Annotated in this window: 26 protein-coding genes and 2 pseudogenes; 10 read left to right on the top strand and 18 right to left on the bottom strand. The window is 66.7% G+C overall.

Annotated features, from left to right (window positions below; all coding sequences use genetic code 11):
- A partial coding sequence (locus ACNJ7E_RS32470; RefSeq protein ID WP_418340207.1) for a YciI family protein occupies nucleotides 1–366 on the bottom strand: 366 nt, incomplete at its 3' end.
- Nucleotides 367–636: 270 nt separating this feature from the next.
- Between ACNJ7E_RS32470 and ACNJ7E_RS32465 the strand changes: the two genes are divergently transcribed.
- Nucleotides 637–861 carry a hypothetical protein gene (locus ACNJ7E_RS32465; RefSeq protein ID WP_280783164.1) on the top strand — a complete coding sequence of 75 codons (225 nt, stop codon included), beginning with the start codon at nucleotides 637–639 and terminating at the stop codon, nucleotides 859–861.
- Between the two features lie 73 nt (nucleotides 862–934).
- On the top strand, nucleotides 935–1087 hold the full coding sequence (locus ACNJ7E_RS32460; RefSeq protein WP_280783165.1) for a hypothetical protein: 153 nt from the start codon (nucleotides 935–937) through the stop codon (nucleotides 1085–1087).
- Between the two features lie 9 nt (nucleotides 1088–1096).
- On the opposite strand, the gene ACNJ7E_RS32455 is transcribed toward ACNJ7E_RS32460, so the two are convergent.
- The 3 genes from ACNJ7E_RS32455 to ACNJ7E_RS32445 all read right to left on the bottom strand — a co-directional run bounded on the left by ACNJ7E_RS32455 (nucleotide 1097) and on the right by ACNJ7E_RS32445 (nucleotide 3188).
- Nucleotides 1097–1777: an HhH-GDP family DNA glycosylase gene (locus tag ACNJ7E_RS32455; protein ID WP_280783166.1), complete on the bottom strand. Its 681-nt coding sequence runs from the start codon at nucleotides 1775–1777 to the stop codon at nucleotides 1097–1099.
- Nucleotides 1778–1788: 11 nt separating this feature from the next.
- Nucleotides 1789–2238 (bottom strand): STAS domain-containing protein, encoded by a 450-nt coding sequence (locus ACNJ7E_RS32450; protein WP_280783167.1) that lies wholly within the window; start codon nucleotides 2236–2238, stop codon nucleotides 1789–1791.
- A gap of 224 nt (nucleotides 2239–2462) precedes the next feature.
- Nucleotides 2463–3188 carry a GAF and ANTAR domain-containing protein gene (locus ACNJ7E_RS32445; protein ID WP_280783168.1) on the bottom strand — a complete coding sequence of 242 codons (726 nt, stop codon included), beginning with the start codon at nucleotides 3186–3188 and terminating at the stop codon, nucleotides 2463–2465.
- Between the two features lie 208 nt (nucleotides 3189–3396).
- Here ACNJ7E_RS32445 and ACNJ7E_RS32440 point away from each other — a divergent pair.
- A pseudogene (locus tag ACNJ7E_RS32440) lies at nucleotides 3397–4607 on the top strand (HNH endonuclease).
- A 114-nt stretch (nucleotides 4608–4721) separates the two neighbouring features.
- Nucleotides 4722–6458 carry a cutinase family protein gene (locus tag ACNJ7E_RS32435; protein ID WP_418341831.1) on the top strand — a complete coding sequence of 579 codons (1737 nt, stop codon included), beginning with the start codon at nucleotides 4722–4724 and terminating at the stop codon, nucleotides 6456–6458.
- A gap of 7 nt (nucleotides 6459–6465) precedes the next feature.
- Here the strand turns inward: ACNJ7E_RS32435 and ACNJ7E_RS32430 are convergent.
- The 9 genes and pseudogenes from ACNJ7E_RS32430 to ACNJ7E_RS32390 all read right to left on the bottom strand — a co-directional run bounded on the left by ACNJ7E_RS32430 (nucleotide 6466) and on the right by ACNJ7E_RS32390 (nucleotide 10132).
- Nucleotides 6466–7046 (bottom strand): annotated as a pseudogene (locus ACNJ7E_RS32430) (DinB family protein).
- Nucleotides 7043–7366 carry a hypothetical protein gene (locus ACNJ7E_RS32425; protein WP_418341830.1) on the bottom strand — a complete coding sequence of 108 codons (324 nt, stop codon included), beginning with the start codon at nucleotides 7364–7366 and terminating at the stop codon, nucleotides 7043–7045. The pseudogene ACNJ7E_RS32430 and the gene ACNJ7E_RS32425 overlap by 4 nt, the downstream one beginning before the upstream one ends.
- Before the next feature lie 38 nt (nucleotides 7367–7404).
- Nucleotides 7405–7554, bottom strand: a complete 150-nt coding sequence (locus ACNJ7E_RS32420) for a hypothetical protein (protein WP_280783172.1) — start codon at nucleotides 7552–7554, stop codon at nucleotides 7405–7407.
- 14 nt (nucleotides 7555–7568) lie between these two features.
- Nucleotides 7569–7805 (bottom strand): DUF3618 domain-containing protein, encoded by a 237-nt coding sequence (locus ACNJ7E_RS32415; RefSeq protein WP_280783173.1) that lies wholly within the window; start codon nucleotides 7803–7805, stop codon nucleotides 7569–7571.
- Nucleotides 7802–8245 carry a phage holin family protein gene (locus ACNJ7E_RS32410; protein ID WP_280783174.1) on the bottom strand — a complete coding sequence of 148 codons (444 nt, stop codon included), beginning with the start codon at nucleotides 8243–8245 and terminating at the stop codon, nucleotides 7802–7804. The genes ACNJ7E_RS32415 and ACNJ7E_RS32410 overlap by 4 nt, the downstream gene beginning before the upstream one ends.
- Before the next feature lie 76 nt (nucleotides 8246–8321).
- Nucleotides 8322–8822 (bottom strand): DUF6328 family protein, encoded by a 501-nt coding sequence (locus ACNJ7E_RS32405; RefSeq protein WP_418341829.1) that lies wholly within the window; start codon nucleotides 8820–8822, stop codon nucleotides 8322–8324.
- 113 nt (nucleotides 8823–8935) lie between these two features.
- Entirely contained in the window at nucleotides 8936–9214 is a 279-nt protein-coding gene (locus tag ACNJ7E_RS32400; protein WP_280783176.1) for a GlsB/YeaQ/YmgE family stress response membrane protein, read from the bottom strand.
- Between the two features lie 100 nt (nucleotides 9215–9314).
- The gene (mbp1, locus tag ACNJ7E_RS32395) at nucleotides 9315–9551 is read right to left on the bottom strand and encodes a microaggregate-binding protein 1 (RefSeq protein ID WP_005570747.1); all 237 of its coding nucleotides are present in this window, start codon (nucleotides 9549–9551) and stop codon (nucleotides 9315–9317) included.
- A 41-nt stretch (nucleotides 9552–9592) separates the two neighbouring features.
- Nucleotides 9593–10132: a Dps family protein gene (locus ACNJ7E_RS32390; protein WP_037232228.1), complete on the bottom strand. Its 540-nt coding sequence runs from the start codon at nucleotides 10130–10132 to the stop codon at nucleotides 9593–9595.
- 479 nt (nucleotides 10133–10611) lie between these two features.
- Between ACNJ7E_RS32390 and ACNJ7E_RS32385 the strand changes: the two genes are divergently transcribed.
- From ACNJ7E_RS32385 to ACNJ7E_RS32375, 3 genes are all read left to right on the top strand, one after another.
- Entirely contained in the window at nucleotides 10612–10857 is a 246-nt protein-coding gene (locus tag ACNJ7E_RS32385) for a cold-shock protein (RefSeq protein WP_009472643.1), read from the top strand.
- Between the two features lie 147 nt (nucleotides 10858–11004).
- Nucleotides 11005–11436 carry an ATP-binding protein gene (locus ACNJ7E_RS32380; RefSeq protein WP_164061353.1) on the top strand — a complete coding sequence of 144 codons (432 nt, stop codon included), beginning with the start codon at nucleotides 11005–11007 and terminating at the stop codon, nucleotides 11434–11436.
- On the top strand, nucleotides 11436–12233 hold the full coding sequence (locus tag ACNJ7E_RS32375; RefSeq protein ID WP_418341828.1) for a SigB/SigF/SigG family RNA polymerase sigma factor: 798 nt from the start codon (nucleotides 11436–11438) through the stop codon (nucleotides 12231–12233). The genes ACNJ7E_RS32380 and ACNJ7E_RS32375 overlap by 1 nt, the downstream gene beginning before the upstream one ends.
- A 10-nt stretch (nucleotides 12234–12243) precedes the next feature.
- Here the strand turns inward: ACNJ7E_RS32375 and ACNJ7E_RS32370 are convergent, their stop codons facing one another.
- On the bottom strand, nucleotides 12244–12498 hold the full coding sequence (locus ACNJ7E_RS32370) for a hypothetical protein (protein ID WP_105417453.1): 255 nt from the start codon (nucleotides 12496–12498) through the stop codon (nucleotides 12244–12246).
- Between the two features lie 145 nt (nucleotides 12499–12643).
- Here ACNJ7E_RS32370 and ACNJ7E_RS32365 point away from each other — a divergent pair, with 145 nt between their 5' ends.
- Entirely contained in the window at nucleotides 12644–13123 is a 480-nt protein-coding gene (locus ACNJ7E_RS32365; protein WP_418341827.1) for a hypothetical protein, read from the top strand.
- Nucleotides 13124–13208: 85 nt separating this feature from the next.
- Nucleotides 13209–13982, top strand: coding sequence for a GAF and ANTAR domain-containing protein (locus ACNJ7E_RS32360; protein ID WP_280783178.1), 774 nt, complete (start codon nucleotides 13209–13211; stop codon nucleotides 13980–13982).
- Between the two features lie 19 nt (nucleotides 13983–14001).
- Here the strand turns inward: ACNJ7E_RS32360 and ACNJ7E_RS32355 are convergent, their stop codons facing one another.
- The 3 genes from ACNJ7E_RS32355 to ACNJ7E_RS32345 all read right to left on the bottom strand — a co-directional run bounded on the left by ACNJ7E_RS32355 (nucleotide 14002) and on the right by ACNJ7E_RS32345 (nucleotide 16478).
- On the bottom strand, nucleotides 14002–15441 hold the full coding sequence (locus tag ACNJ7E_RS32355; protein WP_280783179.1) for an alpha,alpha-trehalose-phosphate synthase (UDP-forming): 1440 nt from the start codon (nucleotides 15439–15441) through the stop codon (nucleotides 14002–14004).
- Nucleotides 15438–15893 (bottom strand): STAS domain-containing protein, encoded by a 456-nt coding sequence (locus ACNJ7E_RS32350; RefSeq protein WP_317567264.1) that lies wholly within the window; start codon nucleotides 15891–15893, stop codon nucleotides 15438–15440. Before ACNJ7E_RS32350 ends, ACNJ7E_RS32355 begins: the two co-directional genes overlap by 4 nt.
- A gap of 369 nt (nucleotides 15894–16262) precedes the next feature.
- Nucleotides 16263–16478 carry a CDGSH iron-sulfur domain-containing protein gene (locus ACNJ7E_RS32345; RefSeq protein WP_105417444.1) on the bottom strand — a complete coding sequence of 72 codons (216 nt, stop codon included), beginning with the start codon at nucleotides 16476–16478 and terminating at the stop codon, nucleotides 16263–16265.
- A 24-nt stretch (nucleotides 16479–16502) separates the two neighbouring features.
- On the opposite strand from ACNJ7E_RS32345, the gene ACNJ7E_RS32340 reads away from it, so the two are divergent.
- Nucleotides 16503–17549: an iron-containing redox enzyme family protein gene (locus ACNJ7E_RS32340; RefSeq protein ID WP_418341838.1), complete on the top strand. Its 1047-nt coding sequence runs from the start codon at nucleotides 16503–16505 to the stop codon at nucleotides 17547–17549.
- Nucleotides 17550–17553: 4 nt separating this feature from the next.
- On the opposite strand, the gene ACNJ7E_RS32335 is transcribed toward ACNJ7E_RS32340, so the two are convergent.
- Nucleotides 17554–18939 (bottom strand): WS/DGAT/MGAT family O-acyltransferase, encoded by a 1386-nt coding sequence (locus ACNJ7E_RS32335; protein ID WP_280783182.1) that lies wholly within the window; start codon nucleotides 18937–18939, stop codon nucleotides 17554–17556.
- Nucleotides 18940–19048: the final 109 nt, after the last annotated feature.

Raw genomic sequence — 19048 nt, 5'->3', positions numbered from 1 at the left:
CTCGAGCCATTCGTGGATCGGTTTCCCGTCCGCACCCGGGGCCGCGGACAGCTCGCCGGCCAGTTCGAGTGCCCGCTCGTGGGTCTCGACGTCGATCACCATCCAGCCGGCGATCAGGTCCTTGGTCTCCGCGAACGGGCCGTCGGTCACTGGCGGTCGCCCCTCGCCGTCGTAGCGGACGAACGTGCCCTCCGGGGAGAGTGCCTGACTGTCGACGAACTCGCCGGTGCTTTCGAGCCGAGCGGCGAAGTCGTTCATGTACTGCACGTGGGCGGAGATCTCCTCCGGTGTCCACTTGTCCATGGGCACGTCGTTGACCGATGCCGGCGCGCCACGGTAGTGCTTGAGCAGCAGGTACTTGGCCATCATGTTCTCCTTGGTGCGGTACGGCCCATTCTGGCCGTATTCACTCCGGGGACGCAGCCGCGCGCGGGTTCTCGACATCCTGCACGGATTTTTTCGATCGTCGCTTTCCGTGTCGGACGGTCAACTGCTCCACCGTTCGACGATGATCCCCTCCGGCCCGCACATGGTGCAGACGGCACCGACTGGCGCGAAGGGCGTGTTGTGATGTACAACATACTCGTAAGTATGTGATTCAAGTCACTCAGCTGCTACAACGGGGTACGCCAACACATGACCCGCACCACGGTGCACCAGGACGATCAGCGCACGATGTCGCCGCCCTCTGCCGAGGAGCCGCCACACCGCCACACGCTGCGTCCGACCGTATACATCGCCTCTGTCTCGGCGGCAACCGCAACCGCGCCCGCCGTCGTCGTGACGGGATCCGTCCTCGTCGCAGTCGCCACCTCCGTGTCAGTGCTGGCCGCCGTAGTACTTGCCGCGCTCCTGATCTAACCGTCCGACTCGCGGACGCACCCTTCGACCACTACGCGGCACTCGCCGGCGCAGAAGACAGAAAGCACGTCACATGAACACCTTCACCACGCCCACCTCCGCTCGCAATCGCGGCTTCGCCCCCTCCCGTGGCTCGATGAGCACGGTCGAGATCAAGAACCGCATCGAAGCAATGTTCCGCGAGGACGACGAGCGCGAGTCGAAGGCAGTCCGGGCGGAGTGGTAGTGCCGGCTCTCAGTGCGTATTGCCGCGCACTTCCTCACGAAGTCGCGGATTGAGAGAGACCCGCACCAGGGCGGCCGCCAATTCCGCGACTCGGTCCTCCGAGGCAAGGGCGGACAGTGCGGCGGGATCGTCCGGTAGCCCCAATTCACGCGCAGACTCGGTAGCTCGCGTGTCGAAGTAGGGGCGCACCCACGTCCATACGTCCTGAACTTCCCGGAGGAAGATATCGGCGCCCACCGGGCCGATTCCGTCGAACTCCGTCAGTAACCGAATCGCGGCGGAGGTCTCCTGATCGCTGGCGCGGGCCAGCCGGCGCAGGTCACCGCCGTACTCGTCGTGGACTCGAACCGCGGCGGCGTGCAGACGGGTAGCCGTGCTCTCGTCATAGCGCACGTAACCTGCCCGGCCGAGTGCGGAGATGATCGTGCGACGGTCCGCCGCGCGCATCGCGCGTGGGCTGCGCAAACCCGCTCGGAACAGTTCCCTGGCCGCCGCGACGGCGATCTCCGAGGAGATCCGCGCGCTCAGCAGCAAAGACAGCGTCAGCAGTTGGAAAAGAGGCGTCGGGGTGTCCTTCAAAGTCACGTGCGACTCGGACGCGTACGTCGGACCGGCCGTGTCGAGAAGCACACGCACGGTCTCCGCCCCGCGTGCCTTCGGATGCCCACGAGTGGACTGCTTCCCGGGCATGTCGACTCCGATCAGCTGTGTGCGATTTTCTCCACTCTGTCGAAGGCGTCGCGAACCGTGCGGCACGTGGGGATCATCGCGTCGAGACCGATAGCCTCGATGGGCCGCAGCACCGCTCTATTGCCCGCCAGCGCCCAGGTAATGTGCTGCCGCTTGGCCGATTCCGCAAACTCGGACAGTATCGACAATCCCGAGGTTCCGACGAAGTCGACTGCGGTCATGTCGACGATGATGCGTGAGGAGGAGCCCCCGTCGGCCAGGTGCGCGAGGGCAAGCGCGAAGGAAGGGGCGGCGAGCACGTCGATGTCGCCGGAGATTCGCCCCACCGTGGCGTCGGCGTCCGGCGCGAATTCGACGGCCATCCCCAGTCCACGGTCGCTGGTGAGCATCTCCCGGGTGCGGTGGCCGGTGGCCCGCGCGGTGAGGGGAGTGACTCGGAACGACGTGTGTAATAGCTTCATGACCCTCCGATCGCGTGCACTCTATGGGAGTCCGTGCGCCGTGGGCCGAACGGAGCGCAGCGGCACCGAGACCGCAGTGGGAGTGCACACAATATCTGTCCACCGCGCACTGTTGCGGCCTCCGGACAATCTGCGGCTGTGTTCTCAACCACGCGCGATCAACATTACGTCTACACCAGATCGGCATCAACCGATTGCCAACGTGGTCGAACGGTGAGGGCGCGTCAGTCGAACTTCGAATTGTGATGCGTGATGACTTCCCGTGCGACGCCAGTGAGCTTGATGTTCATGTCCTGCGACGTCTTGCGCAGCAGGTCGAAAGCCCTACCTTCGGAGATGTCGTGGAAGGCCATCAACAGTCCGATCGCTTTTCCGATCTCGCGGTTGCTGGCCAGGCCCTCACGCAGAGTCTGCGCTTCCTGGTGTTCGTGGAGCGCTGTCAGCGTCACCGCCGCGAACGCCGTGATCAGGATCGCCTGATCGATCGATTTGTCGGTGAATTCTCCGGGGTTGTCCGAGAACAGATTGAGTGCGCCGACCTTGCGTCCGCGGATCATGAGCCGGAAGCCGGCAGCGCCCCGGACCGGGGTTTCGGCAATGGCCCGACGGGCAAGGCGCGGCCACTGCGTCGAACGGGCGAGCTCGCTCTCGACCTGCGGTGCGTCGTTCTCGATCGCATCGAGGCAGGGCCCTTCCTGCTCGGCTCGTTCGAGCGCGTCGACCTGGGCTGCGATGTCATCGCTCGCGGCCACGGTGACGTGACGATCGTTCTCCTTCAGCATGAGGCTGGCGTGGGCACACCCGGGAACCAAAGTGGCAGCCGCATCGCAGATGGCCTGGTAGACCTGAGCGAAGTCGTCGCCGTTGTAGACCATCTCGGCCAGCTTCGCGAAGACGGCACTGGGTCCGTCGCCTCCGGTACGCGTCATCTCCGAAGGATCATTCGGCATTATTCGCCTCCCGAAGTGCACCAACGCGGCGTGAACCGGCGTCGCAATTCTCGCGACGTCCGATCAATTCTGCCAGAACGGCAACGACCACTAGGGGGCCGAGGGGGCCGGCATCGCACGTGGGGGAGTCGTTGCCCGGGTATTGCCATGCGTGCGGCAGCTAGCTAGACTCGAACATGTATTCGAACGACCTTGGGGGAGGTTGGTTGTGGGGGCATTACTTCTCGAGGAATTGCGCGCGTTCACGGCGCGGTTGCAATGTGCCGTGGCGGCGAGTGGCGATGCGGGGTTGGGCATCGATCTGCTCGACGCGATCGAGGCGTTGAAGTCGGTCGGGTGCGCGGTGCAGGCGGTGATCACCGACGACGTCGCCACGTCTATCCGCGCGGACCGCAAGGCTGCCGGGTTGCCGCGGGCGGATTGGGACCGCGGCATTGCCTCGCAGATTGCGTTGGCGCGCAGGGAGTCCCCGAACCGCGGTGGTCGGCATCTGGGGTTCGCTCAGGCGTTGGTGCACGAGATGCCGCACACCCTAGCCCTGTTGCAGACCGGCCGGCTGAACGAATGGCGAGCGACGCTGCTTGTGCGGGAGACGGCGTGCCTGTCGGCGACGGATCGGGGCATCGTGGACCGCCGGTTGCGTTCGGACCCGGCCACCCTCGACGGCGTCGGCGACCGCGGGCTGATCCCGCGGGCGAAAGCGTTGGCGGTCGAACTCGATGCCGCGGCGGTCGTGGCCCGGCATCGCACGGCGGTCTCGGAGCGTCGGGTGACGACGCGGCCGGCGCCGGATTCGATGGCATATCTGAGTGTGCTGATGCCGGTGGAGCGGGCGGTGTGTCTGCAGGCGACGTTGGGTCGGGATGCGGACAGTCTGATCGCGACCGGCAACAGCGGTGGCCGCACCCGCAATCAGCTGATGGTGGACCTGTTGTTCGACCGCGGAACCGGCCGGACCGCTGCGAGTGGTGTTCCCGTCGCGGTGAATCTGGTGCTCTCGGACGAGACCTTGCTGGCCGGCGGGCACGAGGCCGCGCAGCTGCAGGGGTTCGGGCCGGTGCCGGCCGGGATCGCGCGGCAACTGGTGGCAGATGCGGTGGGGTCGGGTATCGAGGCCACCGCACCTGCCGCACCCCGTGGTGCGATGCGCCGATCCGGCACCACGACCACATCCGCTCACACCGAGAATCCGGTGCCACGACGGCAGACAACGGGTCCGGCCTCTGCGAGGCCTGCAACTACGCGAAAGAGGCGCCCGGCTGGGCTGCCCGTCCGATACACCGGCCCGGGCGCACCCACTTCATCGACCTGGGCACTCCGACAGGCCACCACTACCGATCGGCGGCCCCGCCGCTCCCGGCCGCGGCGCGAGAGTCGGAGGTCGAGACCCTTCTGATCACACACCTCCGCGCCTCGTGAACGACGCCTCCGAGACGGACGTGTAACGCCGTTGCTGCAATGTGCGACTTGTCTGTTAACGCGTTGACACCTACTCGGGTGTTCGACACGGGCTACGAACGGATGGGGTAGACCATGGAACGTCGCGTTTCAGCACGCAAGGTCGCGCATCGACGAAGGATCGCAGGCAGTCTGGTCGCGCCCGGCGCGTTGGGGCTGGCGGCGCTGCTCGCGACACCGTGGTCGAACCCGGGTTCACCGGCCACGACGTCGACAGCCTTGACCGCGGCGGCCTCGGACGCGTGCTACGACATGGTCAGCATCGCCGTCGCCGGCCGCGGCGACACCCCGCGCGACGGGACCCGGATGCTCGTGGCGCCCGACGGCACGCGGCTTCCCGCGTCGTACTCCAGCGACTACAGCAGTCCATGGATCGACGAGGTGGTGAATGCGCCGCAGCAATCCGTCGGCGGAGGGTCCTATGCCGCGGTCTACATCGAGTATCCGGCCAACATGAACTCGTACGAAGACGCCGTGAACGCCGGCGTCGACAACACCGAAACCGTGATGCGGTCGATTCACGCGTCGTGCCCGGACACGAAGTTCTCGATCGTCGGCTACAGCGAGGGCGCCGATGTGGCACGGCGGGTTGCGATGGAGGTCGGCAACCAGGACGGCCAGGACGGCTCGTACGACATTCTCGATCCGGCGTCCGTGGTCGGTGTCGTCATCCTGGCGGATGCCGGCCGCAACCTCGGGGGAGGGCCATTTCCCGGTTCGGACAACGAATTCCGCAATCCCGACGGCTTCGACCTCGCCTACCAGTCGGGGCAGACGGGCACATCCGGGCGGGGAGCATTGCCCGGCACGTCGGGCAGCTTCGGCGCCCTGGACGGGAAGGTCGCATCGTTCTGCTCGGAAGGCGACCTGACCTGCTCCGCGCCCGAGAACATTGCGCTACTGCAGCTCGCGATCAACGTGGGACGGCAGCTGAACGTCGACTCGTTGCAGAAGGATGGGCTGACCCCCGCGACGGGACAGGATCTCGCGGTGGTGCTCGGGCAGATCGCCCTCGCCGCGTTCGCGGACATCCAGTCGCAGGACGATTGGATGCAGTCCGACGAGACGTTCCTCGACGTTTTGATCAAGGTGTCGGATCCGGCGTACAAGCCCGATAGCGGTGCGGCGCAATCGGACACGTCAGCTGGTCCGATCTCGTCGAATCAGGCGGTCGACCTGGTCTACCTGCCGGCGAAGGTGCGGAACGAGATCATCGGGTTCATTGCGGACAACCAGAACACGATCCAGGTGGCGATGAGCGACCCGTATCAGCAGACGCTGGGGGAGGGAACCGGCCATCACTTCGACTACTGGCGTGATGCGAACGCCGGCAGCGGGAAACCGCTGACTTCTGCCCAGTACGCCGCAGCGTGGTTGACACACCTGGCGCAGGAGGCGGAGAAGGGTGAGTCGCGCGCGGCCGCGGCGGAAGCGTCGACCGCGAAACTTGCCGCTGCCTCCACGAAGGAGACGGAAGCGGAAGCGGCTCAGGTCGTTCCCACCACCACGGACAGCGCGAAAAAGGCTCAGTTGGCGGGCAACCCGGTCAGTGCGACGACCACGACGACCAGCAGTTCGCCGACACCCACGACGACGGTCGCGACGACGACGTCACCGGAACCCACGACAGCGGTGGAAGTAGCCGCAGAAACCACGACGTCGGCGTCGGCGCCTCAGGCCGTCGCCGGAACATCGGACGCATCCGTGGTGACTACCACCGCGGCGGAACCCACCGCGACCACTGAATCGGAGTCACCGACGACCACCACGCCGGTCGTCACCACGACGACGCTTCAGCCGGCGGCCGGGTGACGCCCGATCAGCCCTGGTCGGCTTCGCGTGCGGCGCGTTCGAGGCGGGTCCGGTAGGTCTCCCACCACATCCGGTCTTCTGCGGGCAAGTTGGTGTTGTCCGCGCGCAGGCCGACCGTGCCGTCGACGAGTTCGCGGACGATGTCGGCGTGCCCTGCGTGCCGGTGGGTTTCGGCGAAAACGTGCACGAGAATCCGGTGCAGGGTGACGTCGCGGCGGTTGTCGGGCCAGTGCGGTATCCGGCCCGGCGCGTCGAGCGGCAGAGCCCGGATGGTGTCGTCGGCGTGCGCCCACCTGTCCGGTACTGCCCGACGATGTATTCGCGTGACTCGTCGGGGGTCGTCCACATGTCCACGTTGTCTTCGGCGTGGTCGGTCACCCACGGTGGGTATTCGACGGATCGGCCGAAAGTCTTGCCGAAGTAGCCGATCTCGACGCCCGTCAGGTGTTTGACCAACCCCAGCAGATTCGTGCCGGTCGGGGTCATCGGCCGGCGGATGTCGTATTCGGACAGCCCGTCAAGCTTCCACAGCAGGGCGTCGCGGGCGGCTTGGAGGTAGTGGTGCAGGTCGGCCTTCGGATCTGTCAATGCCCTTCCTGATCGGTCAGTTCCCTGCCTTCGAGGGCCTTGACGCGGCGCCGTTCGAGGAGCACGAGACCCGTGCCGATGACGAGGCAGAGGACGCAGGCGATTCCACCGATCAGCGCCCAGCCCTCGAATCCGTAGCCGGCCGCGACCAGCGTCAACCCGAGCACGGCGATTCCGGCGGCGATCAGGATGTATCCCGGCCAGTTGCGGCCGTCGGTGATCGTCTCACCGGCATGGTTGCGCATGGTGTGCGCATCGTCCTGCGGGTGATGCTCGGAGTTCAATTCCCGGCTGGGCCCGTTGTCCGGCTGATACGTCACTACAGTCCTCCTGTGCGCGAGCGGTGATCTGAGTTTCATCAGTCGGTCTCGGTTTCGGCGTCGGCGGAGTCCTCCGCCAACTCGGGTGCGTTCTCGCGCGTTGCCATGCCGCCGTCCTTGCCGTGATCGGCGGGACCGGGACGGCCACCCTTGGGCTCGTCCGTCTCTCCGTGAGTGTCTTTGGTCATGTTCGTGCTCTCCTTCAGTGGCTGTGCCGACGGCGTTGTCGCACGGCGACGTAGGCGACGACGAATGCGGTCACGAGTCCAGCGGCCGCGACACCACGGGGTTGCTGCCGGACCCGGTCGAGTTCGTGGCGCGCGCCGGCTTTCACGCGCGCGGGCACGTCCACTTTGCGGTGCAGCGCATCCACTGTGGATGCGAGAGCGGCTCGTTGTTCGGCGACCGAAGGTTCCTGTTGGGGCTGTGGGTCGGTCATCGAAGACCGTCCTTGACGGTGTCGACGTCGGTGCGAACGCTGTTCGCCGTCCGCTCGGGTACGGGCGGCAACGCGTTCTTGGCGCGGCGGGCTCCGACCGCCGCCACGACACTGCCCACCACGATCAGCGCGGCGGCCACGATCAATGCGGCCAGCCACGGGTCGAGTGCCGTCGCCAGTCCCAGTATTGCGGTGGCGACGAGGGCCCCGAATCCGTACAGCAGGACCAGCACGCCCGCTCCGGAGACTCCAGCTCCGATCCCGAAGCGCGTTCCCTTGTCTTTCACTTCGGTGAGGGCATGGGTCATCTCGGTCCGTACGAGTCCCGTGACCTGATCGGTGAGTCGTTCGACGAGTTGGACCGTCGACAGCTCGTCGAGATCGTGTGCAGCGCCGGGTGGCTGGACCCGCGGGGCATCGCCGCGATGGATTTCGGTCATGTCCGTGCTCCTTTCTCGTCTCCGCTCCGCCTACCCGGAAGCCTTACCGGCAAAACACAATGCCTCGCCGGCCGGCTCACCGATGCCGCGACTGCAGGATTGTGCCGAAGCCCCAGAGTCCACAGAACATCGCGAGGGCCGCTGCGGCGGCGACGGCTCCGGCGACGGCTGAGATCACGAAGCTGAAGATCAAGGCGACCACGCCGATCAGCGCCAGCCCGAGGGTGGCGATGCCGCAGATCGCGAGGCGATGCGACGCAGAGACGAGATCGGGGAGAGCGTGCCGGCGGAAGAGTAGGCGGTGCAGGCCGGCAGGGGCCACCAGGAGCATGGTGGACGTCACCGACAGAGCGACCGTTGCCAGATAGATGGCAACCTCGCTGTCCGAGAGGTCCTCGAAACGTTCCTGGAACGGCAACGTCAACAGGAACCCGGTGAGGAGTTGCACACCGGTCTGCACGACGCGAAGTTCCTGGAGAAGGCCGCTCCAGTTCCGGTCGAGTCGTTGAGTGTCGGTCTCGTGCCTGGCGCGGAAGTTCCAGTTCGCATCGTCCCGATCCGGTCCTCGACTGTCCATCCCCCACGAGTACCCCATTGACGGCCTCGAGGGCGCGATTTCGTGTGGAATACGTGACGAAAACCGGGCCTGCCCATCGTGAGATGGACAGGCCCGGTTCCGGAGTACGGGGACTAGCGTCGCCCGGCCGCGCTTCGCCCGGTGACGAGCTTGACCAGGAACAGGAGTATCACCGCGCCGAGGAGGCAGGTGAAGAAGCTGAACCAGAGACCGCCGCCTTCGACGTCGGTGCCGAAGAGGCTCAGGATGAAGCCGCCCAGGAGGCCGCCGACGATTCCGACGACGATGTTGAGGATGATGCCCATCTGAGCGTCGGTCTTCATGATCTTGCTGCCGATCCACCCGGCGAGGCCGCCGATGATGATCCAGCCCAGAATTCCCAGTCCTAACACGTATCAGTCCTTTCGGGGGAGAGTGGTGACCGGCGATTGCCGATTCCACTCGGAGAAGAGACGCTCGGTGCGGGCCGGTCGTGAACCGGCCCGCACCGTCTCACTGTTCGGCGCGCTGGCGTGCTTCCTGCGCTTCGGCCTTGCCTCGGGCCTTCTCGGCTTCGGCTTCCTTTGCGGCCGCCTCGCGCTGGGCCGCCGCCTTGTCCTGCTGCGCCTTGCCCTCGCGGGTGAGGTCGTCCTGACCGGACACCGCACCCGCGGCTTCCTTCGCTTTACCCTTGACGTCTTCGACGACGCCCTTGACGGCCTCTGCGGGACCGCTGTTGTTCTCAGCCATGTTCGTCACCTTTCGGTTGTGGGCGGAAGAATTGCCCGTACTCACCGCGCTTGCGCGGCTGCCTGCTTCTCGGAGTGCGCGCCGTCGTTGGACAGGCTGCCGCCGGAATTCTCGAGGTGGGCGCGTACGAACCACTGGAACTTCTCGAGTTCACCGGTCTGCCCGATGAGCAGATCCTCGGTGATCGGGTCGAGGTCGCCGGTCTCGGAGATCGCCTTGCGGTTGTCTTCGACGACACCGCTGTAGACGAGGTCGAGTGCACCGAGGTGCGCCTGCGCTGTGTCCCGCTTCACCGAGTAGTCGTCCCACGTGCGGTCGCGGGCGATTGCGGCAGGGGTTCCGTCGGGCGATTTCCCCAGTGCGGCGATGCGTTCGGCGACGGCGTCCGCGTAGCCCCGTACCAGCTCGACCTGCGGGTCGATCATCTCGTGCACGCCGATGAAATTCGGACCCACGACATTCCAGTGAATGTGCTTGAGCGTCAGATGCAGATCGTTGTATGCGCTGAGCCGCTTCTGAAGTATGTCGGCGACTCGCGCGCCCTGATCGTCGGAAAGACCTGGCACGGTGAACTTCGACATTCTCGGTCCTCTCTTTCGCTACTACCTGCCGGCGGAACTTCGAGGCATTGGGTGCCCCGCTCGGTTGTCGGGGGGCGAGGCGCCGGATGACTCACCGCGTACCCGTGGAGAGAAGTCCCGAATCGCCGGGACCCCGCCTCGCCGCAACCTGCGATCGTGCCGAACAACGTTCCTGACTCGATCGCTGAAGTTCCGACAACCCGACCGTACTACAAAATCTATGTCGAGCAAATCAGATCTTCTGCGGTGTCGATCGCGGATGCGCTGTGGTCGGCAGATCTCGATTGTGCAAACGCTCCGCCCGAATCGCCCCGTACCCACAAGAGAGGCACTATTTTCGGTCTGATTCGACCACAGGGTCGACCGTGCGCACGCCGAGGAGGAGCAATGCTCAACGTGACTCTGCTTGTGGTTCTGCTCGTTGCGAGTCTGGGGGGCGGCGCTGCGCTCCACGGCCTGGCCGATCGAAGGGCGGCACGATGAGTGCCGGGCACACGCTGCCTGCGCGGCAGTCGACGGCATTGCGCACGGGCACGGTGCGATGGTTCAACGCCGAACAGGGTTTCGGTTTCCTCGCCCCGGCCGACGGATCCGACGACATCTTCGTGCACGTCTCCGAAATCGCCGGCGACGGCCACCGCATTCTCGAGGAAGGGCAGCGCGTCAGCTTCGCCGTCTGCCGCACCGAGACCGGCGACCAGGCGCGCGACGTCCGGATCGCCTGAGCCCACCGAATCGAGTTCGTCGAACCCGCAAGTCGGGACGCATTCGGCACGCGCTCGCACTTTCGTTCGCCGGCGGGTTGAGGGTCGCGGCAGCTGGGTACGCTGCCGAGGAGTCGCAGAAACCGACGACACAGACGTGGAGTGCAGATGGCCGAGGTCGACGAGGTTAGACGAATGAAAACGAGATCCGGTGTGCCCGTGGAGCTTCGTGTGGCGGCGGAGTTCGAACAGTTGCCTGTGGTGCGCGCCGTCGCGGAGACTCTCGCCGTTCTGGGAGACTTCACGCTCGACGACGTGGCCGATATCAAACTTGCCGTGGACGAGGTGTGTTCGGAGCTGATCGCGGCTGCGCCGGGAAGTGCCGAACTGACGTGTTCGTTCGCCGTCACCGAGACGGGGTTGCACGTGACGATCAGTGCACCCCTCACCCGCGGTGGAGTGCCCAACCGGGAAAGCTTCGGCTGGCACGTGCTCGAGACGTTGATGAATGCGGTTTCGGTATCGGAGGGACCCGTCGGCAACGGGTCCGTGGAACGGACCGTGGCGGTGGAACTGGTCAAATACCGGGGCACCATCTAGTGTCACCGGTTTCGGAACGCAGCGAGCGGCACCGTCCCGGCAGAGACGACTACAAGGACGTGGCGCCCACGGTGGCGCGCCTGCGAGCCCTGGACGCGTCGTCCGGGGAGGCGTCCGCGCTGCGCGACGAAGTCATCAGACGCTGCCTTCCGCTCGCCGATCACATCGCCCGCCGGTTCGGCGGGCGCGGCGAGGCGCACGAGGATCTGCTGCAGGTCGCCCGGCTCGGGCTGGTCAAGGCCGTCGACCGCTTCGATCCGGACCGCGGCTTCGACTTCGTGTCCTACGCGGTGCCCACGATCATGGGCGAGGTTCGCCGGTATTTCCGCGACACCGGCTGGTCGATGCGGGTGCCCCGGCGCATGCAGGAACTCCACGCGTTGATCACCAAGGCCGTCGACGAGCTGTCGCAGGAACTGGGACGGTCACCTTCGGCCAGTGAGATCGCCGCCGAACTCGAACTCGACGTCCGCGAAGTATCCGAGGGCCTGCTCGCAAAAAATGCCTACCAAACACTGTCGATGGATGCGGCCATGGGTGATGATCCCGACGACCTTCCCCTCGCCGAGACGCTCGGCGAGGAGGATCCGGAGCTCGCGAACGTGGAAAGTCACGCCGCCGTGCGGCCGGCGCTGCAGAAACTTCCGCCGCTCGAACGCCGCGTGCTGATGTTGCGGTTCTTCGGATCGATGACCCAGACGGAAATTGCCCAGCGCGTGGGCGTCTCACAGATGCAGGTCTCGAGGATTCTGGCGCGCACCCTCTCCGGACTGCGGGAGCAACTGGGCGGCGGCTGAACACCCCGGGTCAGCCACCCAAACCCGCGACCGTCGATTCGAGCGACGCGGCGTGGAACTCCAGATCGCTCTGCGAGCAGTCGCGGTCTTGCGGGAGTTGCTCGCGCAGTTCGGCCCGGGTCACGATGACCAGGGACTGATGCTCGTCGCCCAGCTCACCCGAATCGACGATGGTGGGGGCGCCGCTCTGCAGGATCAGGGCGGGATCCGGCAGTGGCGAATCGAGAAGTGTCTGCAGGTGCGTCGCGGTCACGTGGGTGTTCATAGTGCCCGGCATACCCGGAGGCGCCGCGTTCGAACCGTGTCGGTTGGTGCTGCCGCGACTCGGGCGCACGGCACCTGGCGATCGCGCTCGGCGCCGGCACCGGGGTGGCCGTGAACGCGCTGGTCTCGACGACGCCCTGGACGCCGTGGACTGGACGGAAGAGAGCGCGCGCGCCAACATGCGACGCGCCGCCGGTCCGGCCGCCGCCGGAAGGAAAAGGGGACCGGCCGTCGTGGCGCCGTCCGAGGGCTGGCCCCAATGCACGGAGATCGTCCGCGCCACCTCGCTGGCGCTGGCACCGCAACCCCCGTTCGGTCCTCTCGACCCGGAGATCCGGGAGAGCGCGGCCGCGTTCGTGGACGCACTGGCAGACGTGATCCGAGCCGAATTCGCCTTCGCCGACAGCCGCGACGCTCATGTCGCCGCCTGTCGGGCCGCGGAGGAACGGCTCCGCAACTTCGAGGATGCGGTGTCCTCCCACCGCGGTCTCACCCGGGGTTCGTCGATGAGCGCCGGAAGCATCCTCCGGCCGTCGGCGGCGGCGCTGAGTTTGCTGACCGGGGAATCTCCCCCCTCACCGTCCGGGACGGGATCGGTGGACGAAGGCGGTCCCCGGGTCGAGTAAAGTCTTCTCGACGGTAGAGACAACTGCTGCGTTCGTTCAGTGGGTGTCCTGTCGGTTACACCCGGAATTTGAGGTGTATCCGAGAATGACCGAGACTGCGGGTGAGCGCCCTGAGTCGTCGATGTCCCCTGATCTCGACAGCGCGACGATCGCTGCCCAGTTGGGCTCCTTGGCAACCGCGTTGGACGAGTTCAATCGCAATTCCGGTTCGCAGGTGGAGATGAGCCTGTTGCTTCAGCGGGTCTGCGATCAGGTGGTGGACGCGATCGCCGACGCCGACATGGCCGGGATATCGCTACTGCGCGACGGACGGGTGGTGACCGTCGCGTACACGGACGAGGCGGTCCGTGAGATCGACATTCAGAACTTCCAGGCCATCGACGGCGACTACTTCGGTGTCGCCGGAACGCGGAAGGTCGTCAAGGCCCGGCTGGGGGAGGCCGCGGCCCGATGGCCGTCGGTCGCGGACAATCTCGACCAGGCCGGCATGCGCAGCTTCCTGTCCGCGCCGCTCGCCGTCGACGAGGCCCTCGCCGGCACACTCAACATCTACGGGCAGGGGGATCACGGGTTCAGCGAACTCGACGCGGTGGTGCTGCTCGTCTACACGACGGCGATCGAGGGCCTGCTGAGGAGCGCCCGCAGCGTGGAGTTGGCCAGGAACGAGGTTTCGGGCCTGACGAGGGCGATGAAGTCCCGAGCGGTCATCGAGCAGGCCAAGGGAATCGTGATGGCGCTGCGGGGCGTGCCCGCGGACCAGGCGTTCGAGATCCTCGTCGCGCAGTCGCAGCAGGAGCACGTCAAGTTGGCGGAGGTGGCCCGCCGCATCGTCGACTCGGTGACGACGACTCCCGAATGAACCGAGGCGGACAGTGCGATCAGTCCGCGACCGGGGACAGCGAACCGAGGAAGGACTGCGCCCAGCGGTGCACGTCGTGGTCGAGCACCTGACGGTGCAGCCGCGACATGCGGCGCCGTCCCTGCTCCCGCTCCGGGTCGAGCGCGGCCATGATGGTGTTCTTCACTCCGTCGAGGTCGTGTGGGTTGACCAGATAGGCGCCCCGGAGTTCGGCGGCGGCACCGGCGAACTCGCTGAGCACCAGCGCACCACCCAGATCCGCGCGACAGGCGACGTACTCCTTCGCGACGAGGTTCATCCCGTCCCGCATGGGGGTGACCAGCATGACGTCGGCGGCCAGGAACAGCGCGATCAGCTCGCTGCGATCGACCGGCTGGTAGAGGTAGTGCACGAATGGCCGGCCGATCTGACCGTGATCACCGTTGATGTGGCTGACCTGCTCCTCGATGGAACTGCGCATCTTCATGTAGTGCTCGACGCGTTCACGGCTGGGGGTGGCGAGCTGCACCATCGCGGTGTCGGACGGATCCAGGCGGCCCTCGTCGAGGAGTTCGCCGAGCGCCGAGAGGCGCAGGTCGATGCCCTTCGTGTAGTCGAGTCGGTCGACTCCGAGGAGGATCTTGCGGGGGTTCCCGAGCTCGCGGCGGATCTCGGCGGCCCGTTCGACGATGGCAGGATCGGTGGCCTGTTCGACCAGTTGCCGCGAGTCGACGGAAATGGGGAACGCGCCGACCTGCACGACCCGGTCGTCGAGTGTCACCTTGCCGAGTGCACTGCGCACGCCGACGCCTGCGGTGGTGGTGTCGAGTCCCAGAAGCCTGCGCGCCAGGAACAGGAAATTGTTGGCGCCGCCGGGCAGGTGGAAGCCGATGAGGTCGGCCCCGAGCAGCCCCTCCACGATCTCCTTACGCCACGGCAACTGCATGAACAGTTCGACGGGCGGGAACGGGATGTGGAGGAAGAACCCGATGGTCAGGTCGGGGCGCAGCTCCCGCAGCAGGCGGGGAACCAGCTGCAACTGGTAGTCCTGCACCCACACGGTTGCGCCCTCGGCCGCGGTGCGCGCGGTCTCCTCGGCGAAGTGGCGGTTCACCTCCAGGTACGAGTGCCACCAGTCCCGGTCGAAGACCGGTGCCACCAGCACGTCGTGGTACAGCGGCCACAGCGTCGCGTTCGAGAATCCTTCGTAGTACAGCGCGACCTCGTCCGAGCTCAGCTCCACCGGGTACAGGTCGATCCCGCCGGAGACGATCGGTTCGACCTTCGTGTCGGGCACACCGGGCCAGCCCACCCAGGAACCGCGTTCCCGGTCGTGAAGGATCGGCTCCAGTGCTGTGACGAGGCCTCCGGGGCTCCGCTTCCAGCGAGTCGTCCCGTCGTCGAGTGTTTCCATGTCCACGGGCAGCCGGTTGGCGACCACCACGAAGTCGGACGTGCCGTGCGGAGCAGTGTTCTTCACGCCGAGCGCCCACCCTGGTGAATTCCCTGGGCGACCAGCAGGAAGGCGTCCTCGAGGTCGGCGCAGAACGGGATCTGTGCAGCCATCTTCATCGCCGTCAACGGCCTGCGGAGAGCGTTGTTGCCCGTCACCGCCCACGGCACGGTGAGCCTGCGGGCGCGGGCGGCCATGGTGCCGAGTACCGGCAGAGCAGACGCGCAGAAGAACTGCACGTCCGTCAGGTCGAGCACGAACGGAAGTCGTTCGCTGATCGCCTCGTCGAGATGATTCCCGAAGGTGTGCAGCGTGGTGACGTCGATGTCACCGGATATCCGGACCACGAGGGTCCCGCCGGCACCGGGCGCACTGACGACGGAGAGCCGCCCGTGCTCGGGCTCGACGGCCCAGCTGAACAGCGTCGAATCGTCGGCTGGGTCGTAGTGTGTCGGCAGCGCACTGAGAACAGATTTCATGTCGTTTCCTCACGGTCGAGCGACGTTAGGAGACAGGCACGACATAAGGCGCGTGAACCGTGCCCGTCCATTGCGGCTGGGGGCTCAACCGTGCAGGACTCCGACGTTACCCCATTGTGTCAACGGCGGGGGCGCGCTTTTCTGCGCAGGATCGTCACCGATGCCACGGCGGCCGCGCTTCCGCTTGTCCCACTGCACTTCTCGGTGTCCAATCGGGGTATCGAACCGGGGCGCGGCGTAGCTTGTTCGCGGAGTGGGTAATCGGGACGGATGGAAATCATCGCCATCGTGATCCTTGTCGGCGTCGTGACGTTCGTGATTGCCCGCCGCCGTGCGCACAATCGGAAACGGAACTGATGCGGGTCGGCCCTACGGGCGGCGCCGCTTCTTGTGCGAACTGTCGCAGAAGGGAGCGATGCTCGTCCGCCCGCACCGGCACAGCGCCACGGTGGCCCGATCGGTGCCGAGCGGGTTACCTTCGGGGTCGAGGATCCGCGCGGCACCGCGCACCAGCAGTGGACCATCGGGGCAGACCGTGATCGTGACGTCGGATTCGTCGGCCCCGGCACTGGGAATGGAGTTCATATGACTACCTTGCACTCTCCGTCGATGTCGGACACGGTCGCGCAATCGGGAACGTCCATGCCCTTTCCGAAGCCGCGCGGGCCCGTCAGCGACCTCCTGTTCTCCATTCTGCGCGCAGACGTCGCCGATGCCGAGCCGTTCGTGGCGGCGGCACGCTCCCTCGCCTCGTCCGCGCGCGACAGCCCGCGGGCGTTCCTCGTCGACGAGGACGCGCAGATCTGCCTGACCGCGCTCTACGAACTGCACCTGCAGGGGATCACCGGTGTCGGCGACGAATGGGAGTGGAACAGCGACCTGATCGCCGCCCGGTCGGCGCTCGAGGTTCCGTTCGACGCCGCGATCCGTGACGTCGCCGACCCGCCGACCGGCGCCGACGACGTGGTGGCGGCACTGTGGGCGATGACCGCCCCCAGCACGGCGCCCGGGCTGTCCGGTCACATGGCCCACGAGGCGAATCTCACCCAGTTCCGGGAACTGCTGATCCACCGTTCCCTGAACCAGTTGCGTGAGGCCGACGTGCACACACTCGGCATTCCACGACTCGCGGGCGCGCCGAAGGCGGCGCTGGTGGAGGTACAGTCCGACGAATACGGCGGCGGCAGACCCGAGCGGATGCATTCGGCGCTGTTCGCCACCACCATGCGTGAACTCGGGTTGTCCGACGACTACGCGCACTACATCGACGCGGTCCCCGCCGTGACGCTGGCGTCGCTGAACGCGCTGTCCCTGTTCGGCCTGCACCGCAGCCGACTCGGGGCCCTGGTGGGACACCTGTGCGCGGTGGAGACCACGTCCGCGTTGCCGAGCAAGAAATACGCCGCCGGACTGCGCCGCCTCGGATTCGGGAAGGCGGCCACCCTGTTCTTCGACGAGCACGTGGAGGCCGACTCCGTGCACGAACAGATCGTCTGCCGCGACCTCGCCGGCGGACTGGTCGCGGCCCGGCCCGACATGGCCGACGACATCCTCCTGGGGGCCGCGGCCTGCCTCGCCTTCGACGACCTCGTCGGCGACCACGTCGCACGGTGCTGGGAGGAGAACCGCACGTCGCTGCGGCAGCCGCCCGGTTGAAGGGTCAGGTGCCGGACGCGGCGACCGCGTGCTCGAGATCGCTGAGCGACGTCTCCAGGTGCGTGATGATCCGCTGCAGGTGCGGGACGGCGTTCCGATCGCCCACCACGCCGACGTCGAGCTGACCGGACCGGCTGGTGAGGGTGATGCTGAGCGCCTGACCCCCGAGGACCGTCGGCGCCGGATACACCGCGTCGAGGCGGGCCCCGTTCCAGTATCGCGGCCTCGACGGGCCCGGCATGTACGAGATCATCACGTTGAACGGTGGTGGAGTCTCGTCGACGAACCGGCGGACCGGCTCGAGCAGGATCGGGCTGATCGCCAGCGCACTCATCAGCTGGAACTGGGTGTGGCTCAGCGCACCGAAGACCCGGTTGGTGTGCTCGACCGACTCGCTGATGCGGGCGAGGCGTGCCGCCGGATCAGCTTCGTCGGTGGCCAGGCCGACGACCATCGCGCCCACGCCGTGATCGCGGCCGCGCGGTCCGATCATCGTGCCGCCGAGGTCGAGGGGCACCGGCAGCATCGCCGTCAACGGTGCGTCCGGCAGCGCGTACTGCTCGAGGAGATACCGGCGCAAAGCCCCCGAACACATCGCGAGCACCACCGCGTTGATCGTGGTGCGGGCCGCGGTGGCCACCGACACCAGGCGCCGGATCGGCCACGATCGTGCCGCCAGTTTTCGGGCCCGGCCGACCGGAACGTTGAGCATCGTGGGCGGTGACTGCAGAGGCAGGGTCAGATGCTGCTCGCGGACGCCGTCGTAGGCGACCTTCGCGAGCGCGGGCAGCACCCCGACGATGCTGGTGGCGGCCCGCACCCCGGCCCGGACCACGGCCACCGGCAATACGGATTCGCGCCGCGGCACACCGGCGACCCCGGGAGTCCACGGTGCGGGGCAGTCGCGGGCGTCGGGGTCGGTCGACAGCGCGTGATGGAGAAGTCGCAGCCCGGCCGGTCCGTCCATCAACGACAGGTGAATCTTCGAGAACACGGCCGTCCGTCCGTCGGCGAGCCCCTCGATGACGTGCATCTCCCACATCGGGTGCTGCGGATCGAGCGGCATGCCGTGCATCTGGGACACCAGCGACAGCAGGTCCTCCATCCGGCCCCGGCCGGGGACCGCCGTGTGCCGCACGTGGTAGCCGAGATCGATACGCTCGTCGAACGACCACCAGGGGTAACTGGCCCCGCGGAGCGGGCGTACGGCGCGCCGGCGGAACGTGTCCGACGCGCCCTCGTGCGAAATCAGCGCCTCGAACATGGCCCGGGCATGATCAGGCCCCGACTCGCGCGGCGGTTCGAACAGTTCGAGCGCACCCACGTGCATGGGATGCGACGGCGTCTCGAACAGCACGAACATCGCCTCGGTGGGACTCATCACCGACATCCAGCGCCTCTTTCTCATGCTCGGGACACGGCCCGAGCATGCCCCGGCGCATCCCACGTCTCCAGGGTAAGCAGAACACGGAAACTTCTTCCGCAAGGCCGTTTTCGTG

This window comes from Rhodococcus mengyinensis (genome assembly GCF_048381435.1).
In the GTDB taxonomy this organism is placed as follows: Bacteria; Actinomycetota; Actinomycetes; order Mycobacteriales; family Mycobacteriaceae; genus Rhodococcus_F; species Rhodococcus_F opacus_D.
The sequence above is the reverse complement of the archived record's forward strand: the minus strand, read 5'-3'. Positions and strand labels throughout refer to the sequence as shown.

Coding starts and splice junctions, on each gene's coding strand:
- ACNJ7E_RS32465 (WP_280783164.1), top strand. CDS start 637: ATGACCCGCACCACGGTGCACCAGGACGATCAGCGCACGATGTCGCCG.
- ACNJ7E_RS32335 (WP_280783182.1), bottom strand. CDS start 18,939: ATGTCGGTGATGAGTCCCACCGAGGCGATGTTCGTGCTGTTCGAGACG.
- ACNJ7E_RS32340 (WP_418341838.1), top strand. CDS start 16,503: ATGTCGGACACGGTCGCGCAATCGGGAACGTCCATGCCCTTTCCGAAG.
- ACNJ7E_RS32390 (WP_037232228.1), bottom strand. CDS start 10,132: ATGTCGAAGTTCACCGTGCCAGGTCTTTCCGACGATCAGGGCGCGCGA.
- ACNJ7E_RS32385 (WP_009472643.1), top strand. CDS start 10,612: ATGAGTGCCGGGCACACGCTGCCTGCGCGGCAGTCGACGGCATTGCGC.
- ACNJ7E_RS32435 (WP_418341831.1), top strand. CDS start 4,722: ATGGAACGTCGCGTTTCAGCACGCAAGGTCGCGCATCGACGAAGGATC.
- ACNJ7E_RS32345 (WP_105417444.1), bottom strand. CDS start 16,478: ATGAACTCCATTCCCAGTGCCGGGGCCGACGAATCCGACGTCACGATC.
- ACNJ7E_RS32350 (WP_317567264.1), bottom strand. CDS start 15,893: ATGAAATCTGTTCTCAGTGCGCTGCCGACACACTACGACCCAGCCGAC.
- ACNJ7E_RS32450 (WP_280783167.1), bottom strand. CDS start 2,238: ATGAAGCTATTACACACGTCGTTCCGAGTCACTCCCCTCACCGCGCGG.
- ACNJ7E_RS32405 (WP_418341829.1), bottom strand. CDS start 8,822: ATGGACAGTCGAGGACCGGATCGGGACGATGCGAACTGGAACTTCCGC.
- ACNJ7E_RS32455 (WP_280783166.1), bottom strand. CDS start 1,777: ATGCCCGGGAAGCAGTCCACTCGTGGGCATCCGAAGGCACGCGGGGCG.
- ACNJ7E_RS32370 (WP_105417453.1), bottom strand. CDS start 12,498: ATGAACACCCACGTGACCGCGACGCACCTGCAGACACTTCTCGATTCG.
- ACNJ7E_RS32380 (WP_164061353.1), top strand. CDS start 11,005: ATGGCCGAGGTCGACGAGGTTAGACGAATGAAAACGAGATCCGGTGTG.
- ACNJ7E_RS32415 (WP_280783173.1), bottom strand. CDS start 7,805: ATGACCGACCCACAGCCCCAACAGGAACCTTCGGTCGCCGAACAACGA.
- mbp1 (WP_005570747.1), bottom strand. CDS start 9,551: ATGGCTGAGAACAACAGCGGTCCCGCAGAGGCCGTCAAGGGCGTCGTC.
- ACNJ7E_RS32420 (WP_280783172.1), bottom strand. CDS start 7,554: ATGACCAAAGACACTCACGGAGAGACGGACGAGCCCAAGGGTGGCCGT.
- ACNJ7E_RS32445 (WP_280783168.1), bottom strand. CDS start 3,188: ATGCCGAATGATCCTTCGGAGATGACGCGTACCGGAGGCGACGGACCC.
- ACNJ7E_RS32360 (WP_280783178.1), top strand. CDS start 13,209: ATGACCGAGACTGCGGGTGAGCGCCCTGAGTCGTCGATGTCCCCTGAT.
- ACNJ7E_RS32410 (WP_280783174.1), bottom strand. CDS start 8,245: ATGACCGAAATCCATCGCGGCGATGCCCCGCGGGTCCAGCCACCCGGC.
- ACNJ7E_RS32460 (WP_280783165.1), top strand. CDS start 935: ATGAACACCTTCACCACGCCCACCTCCGCTCGCAATCGCGGCTTCGCC.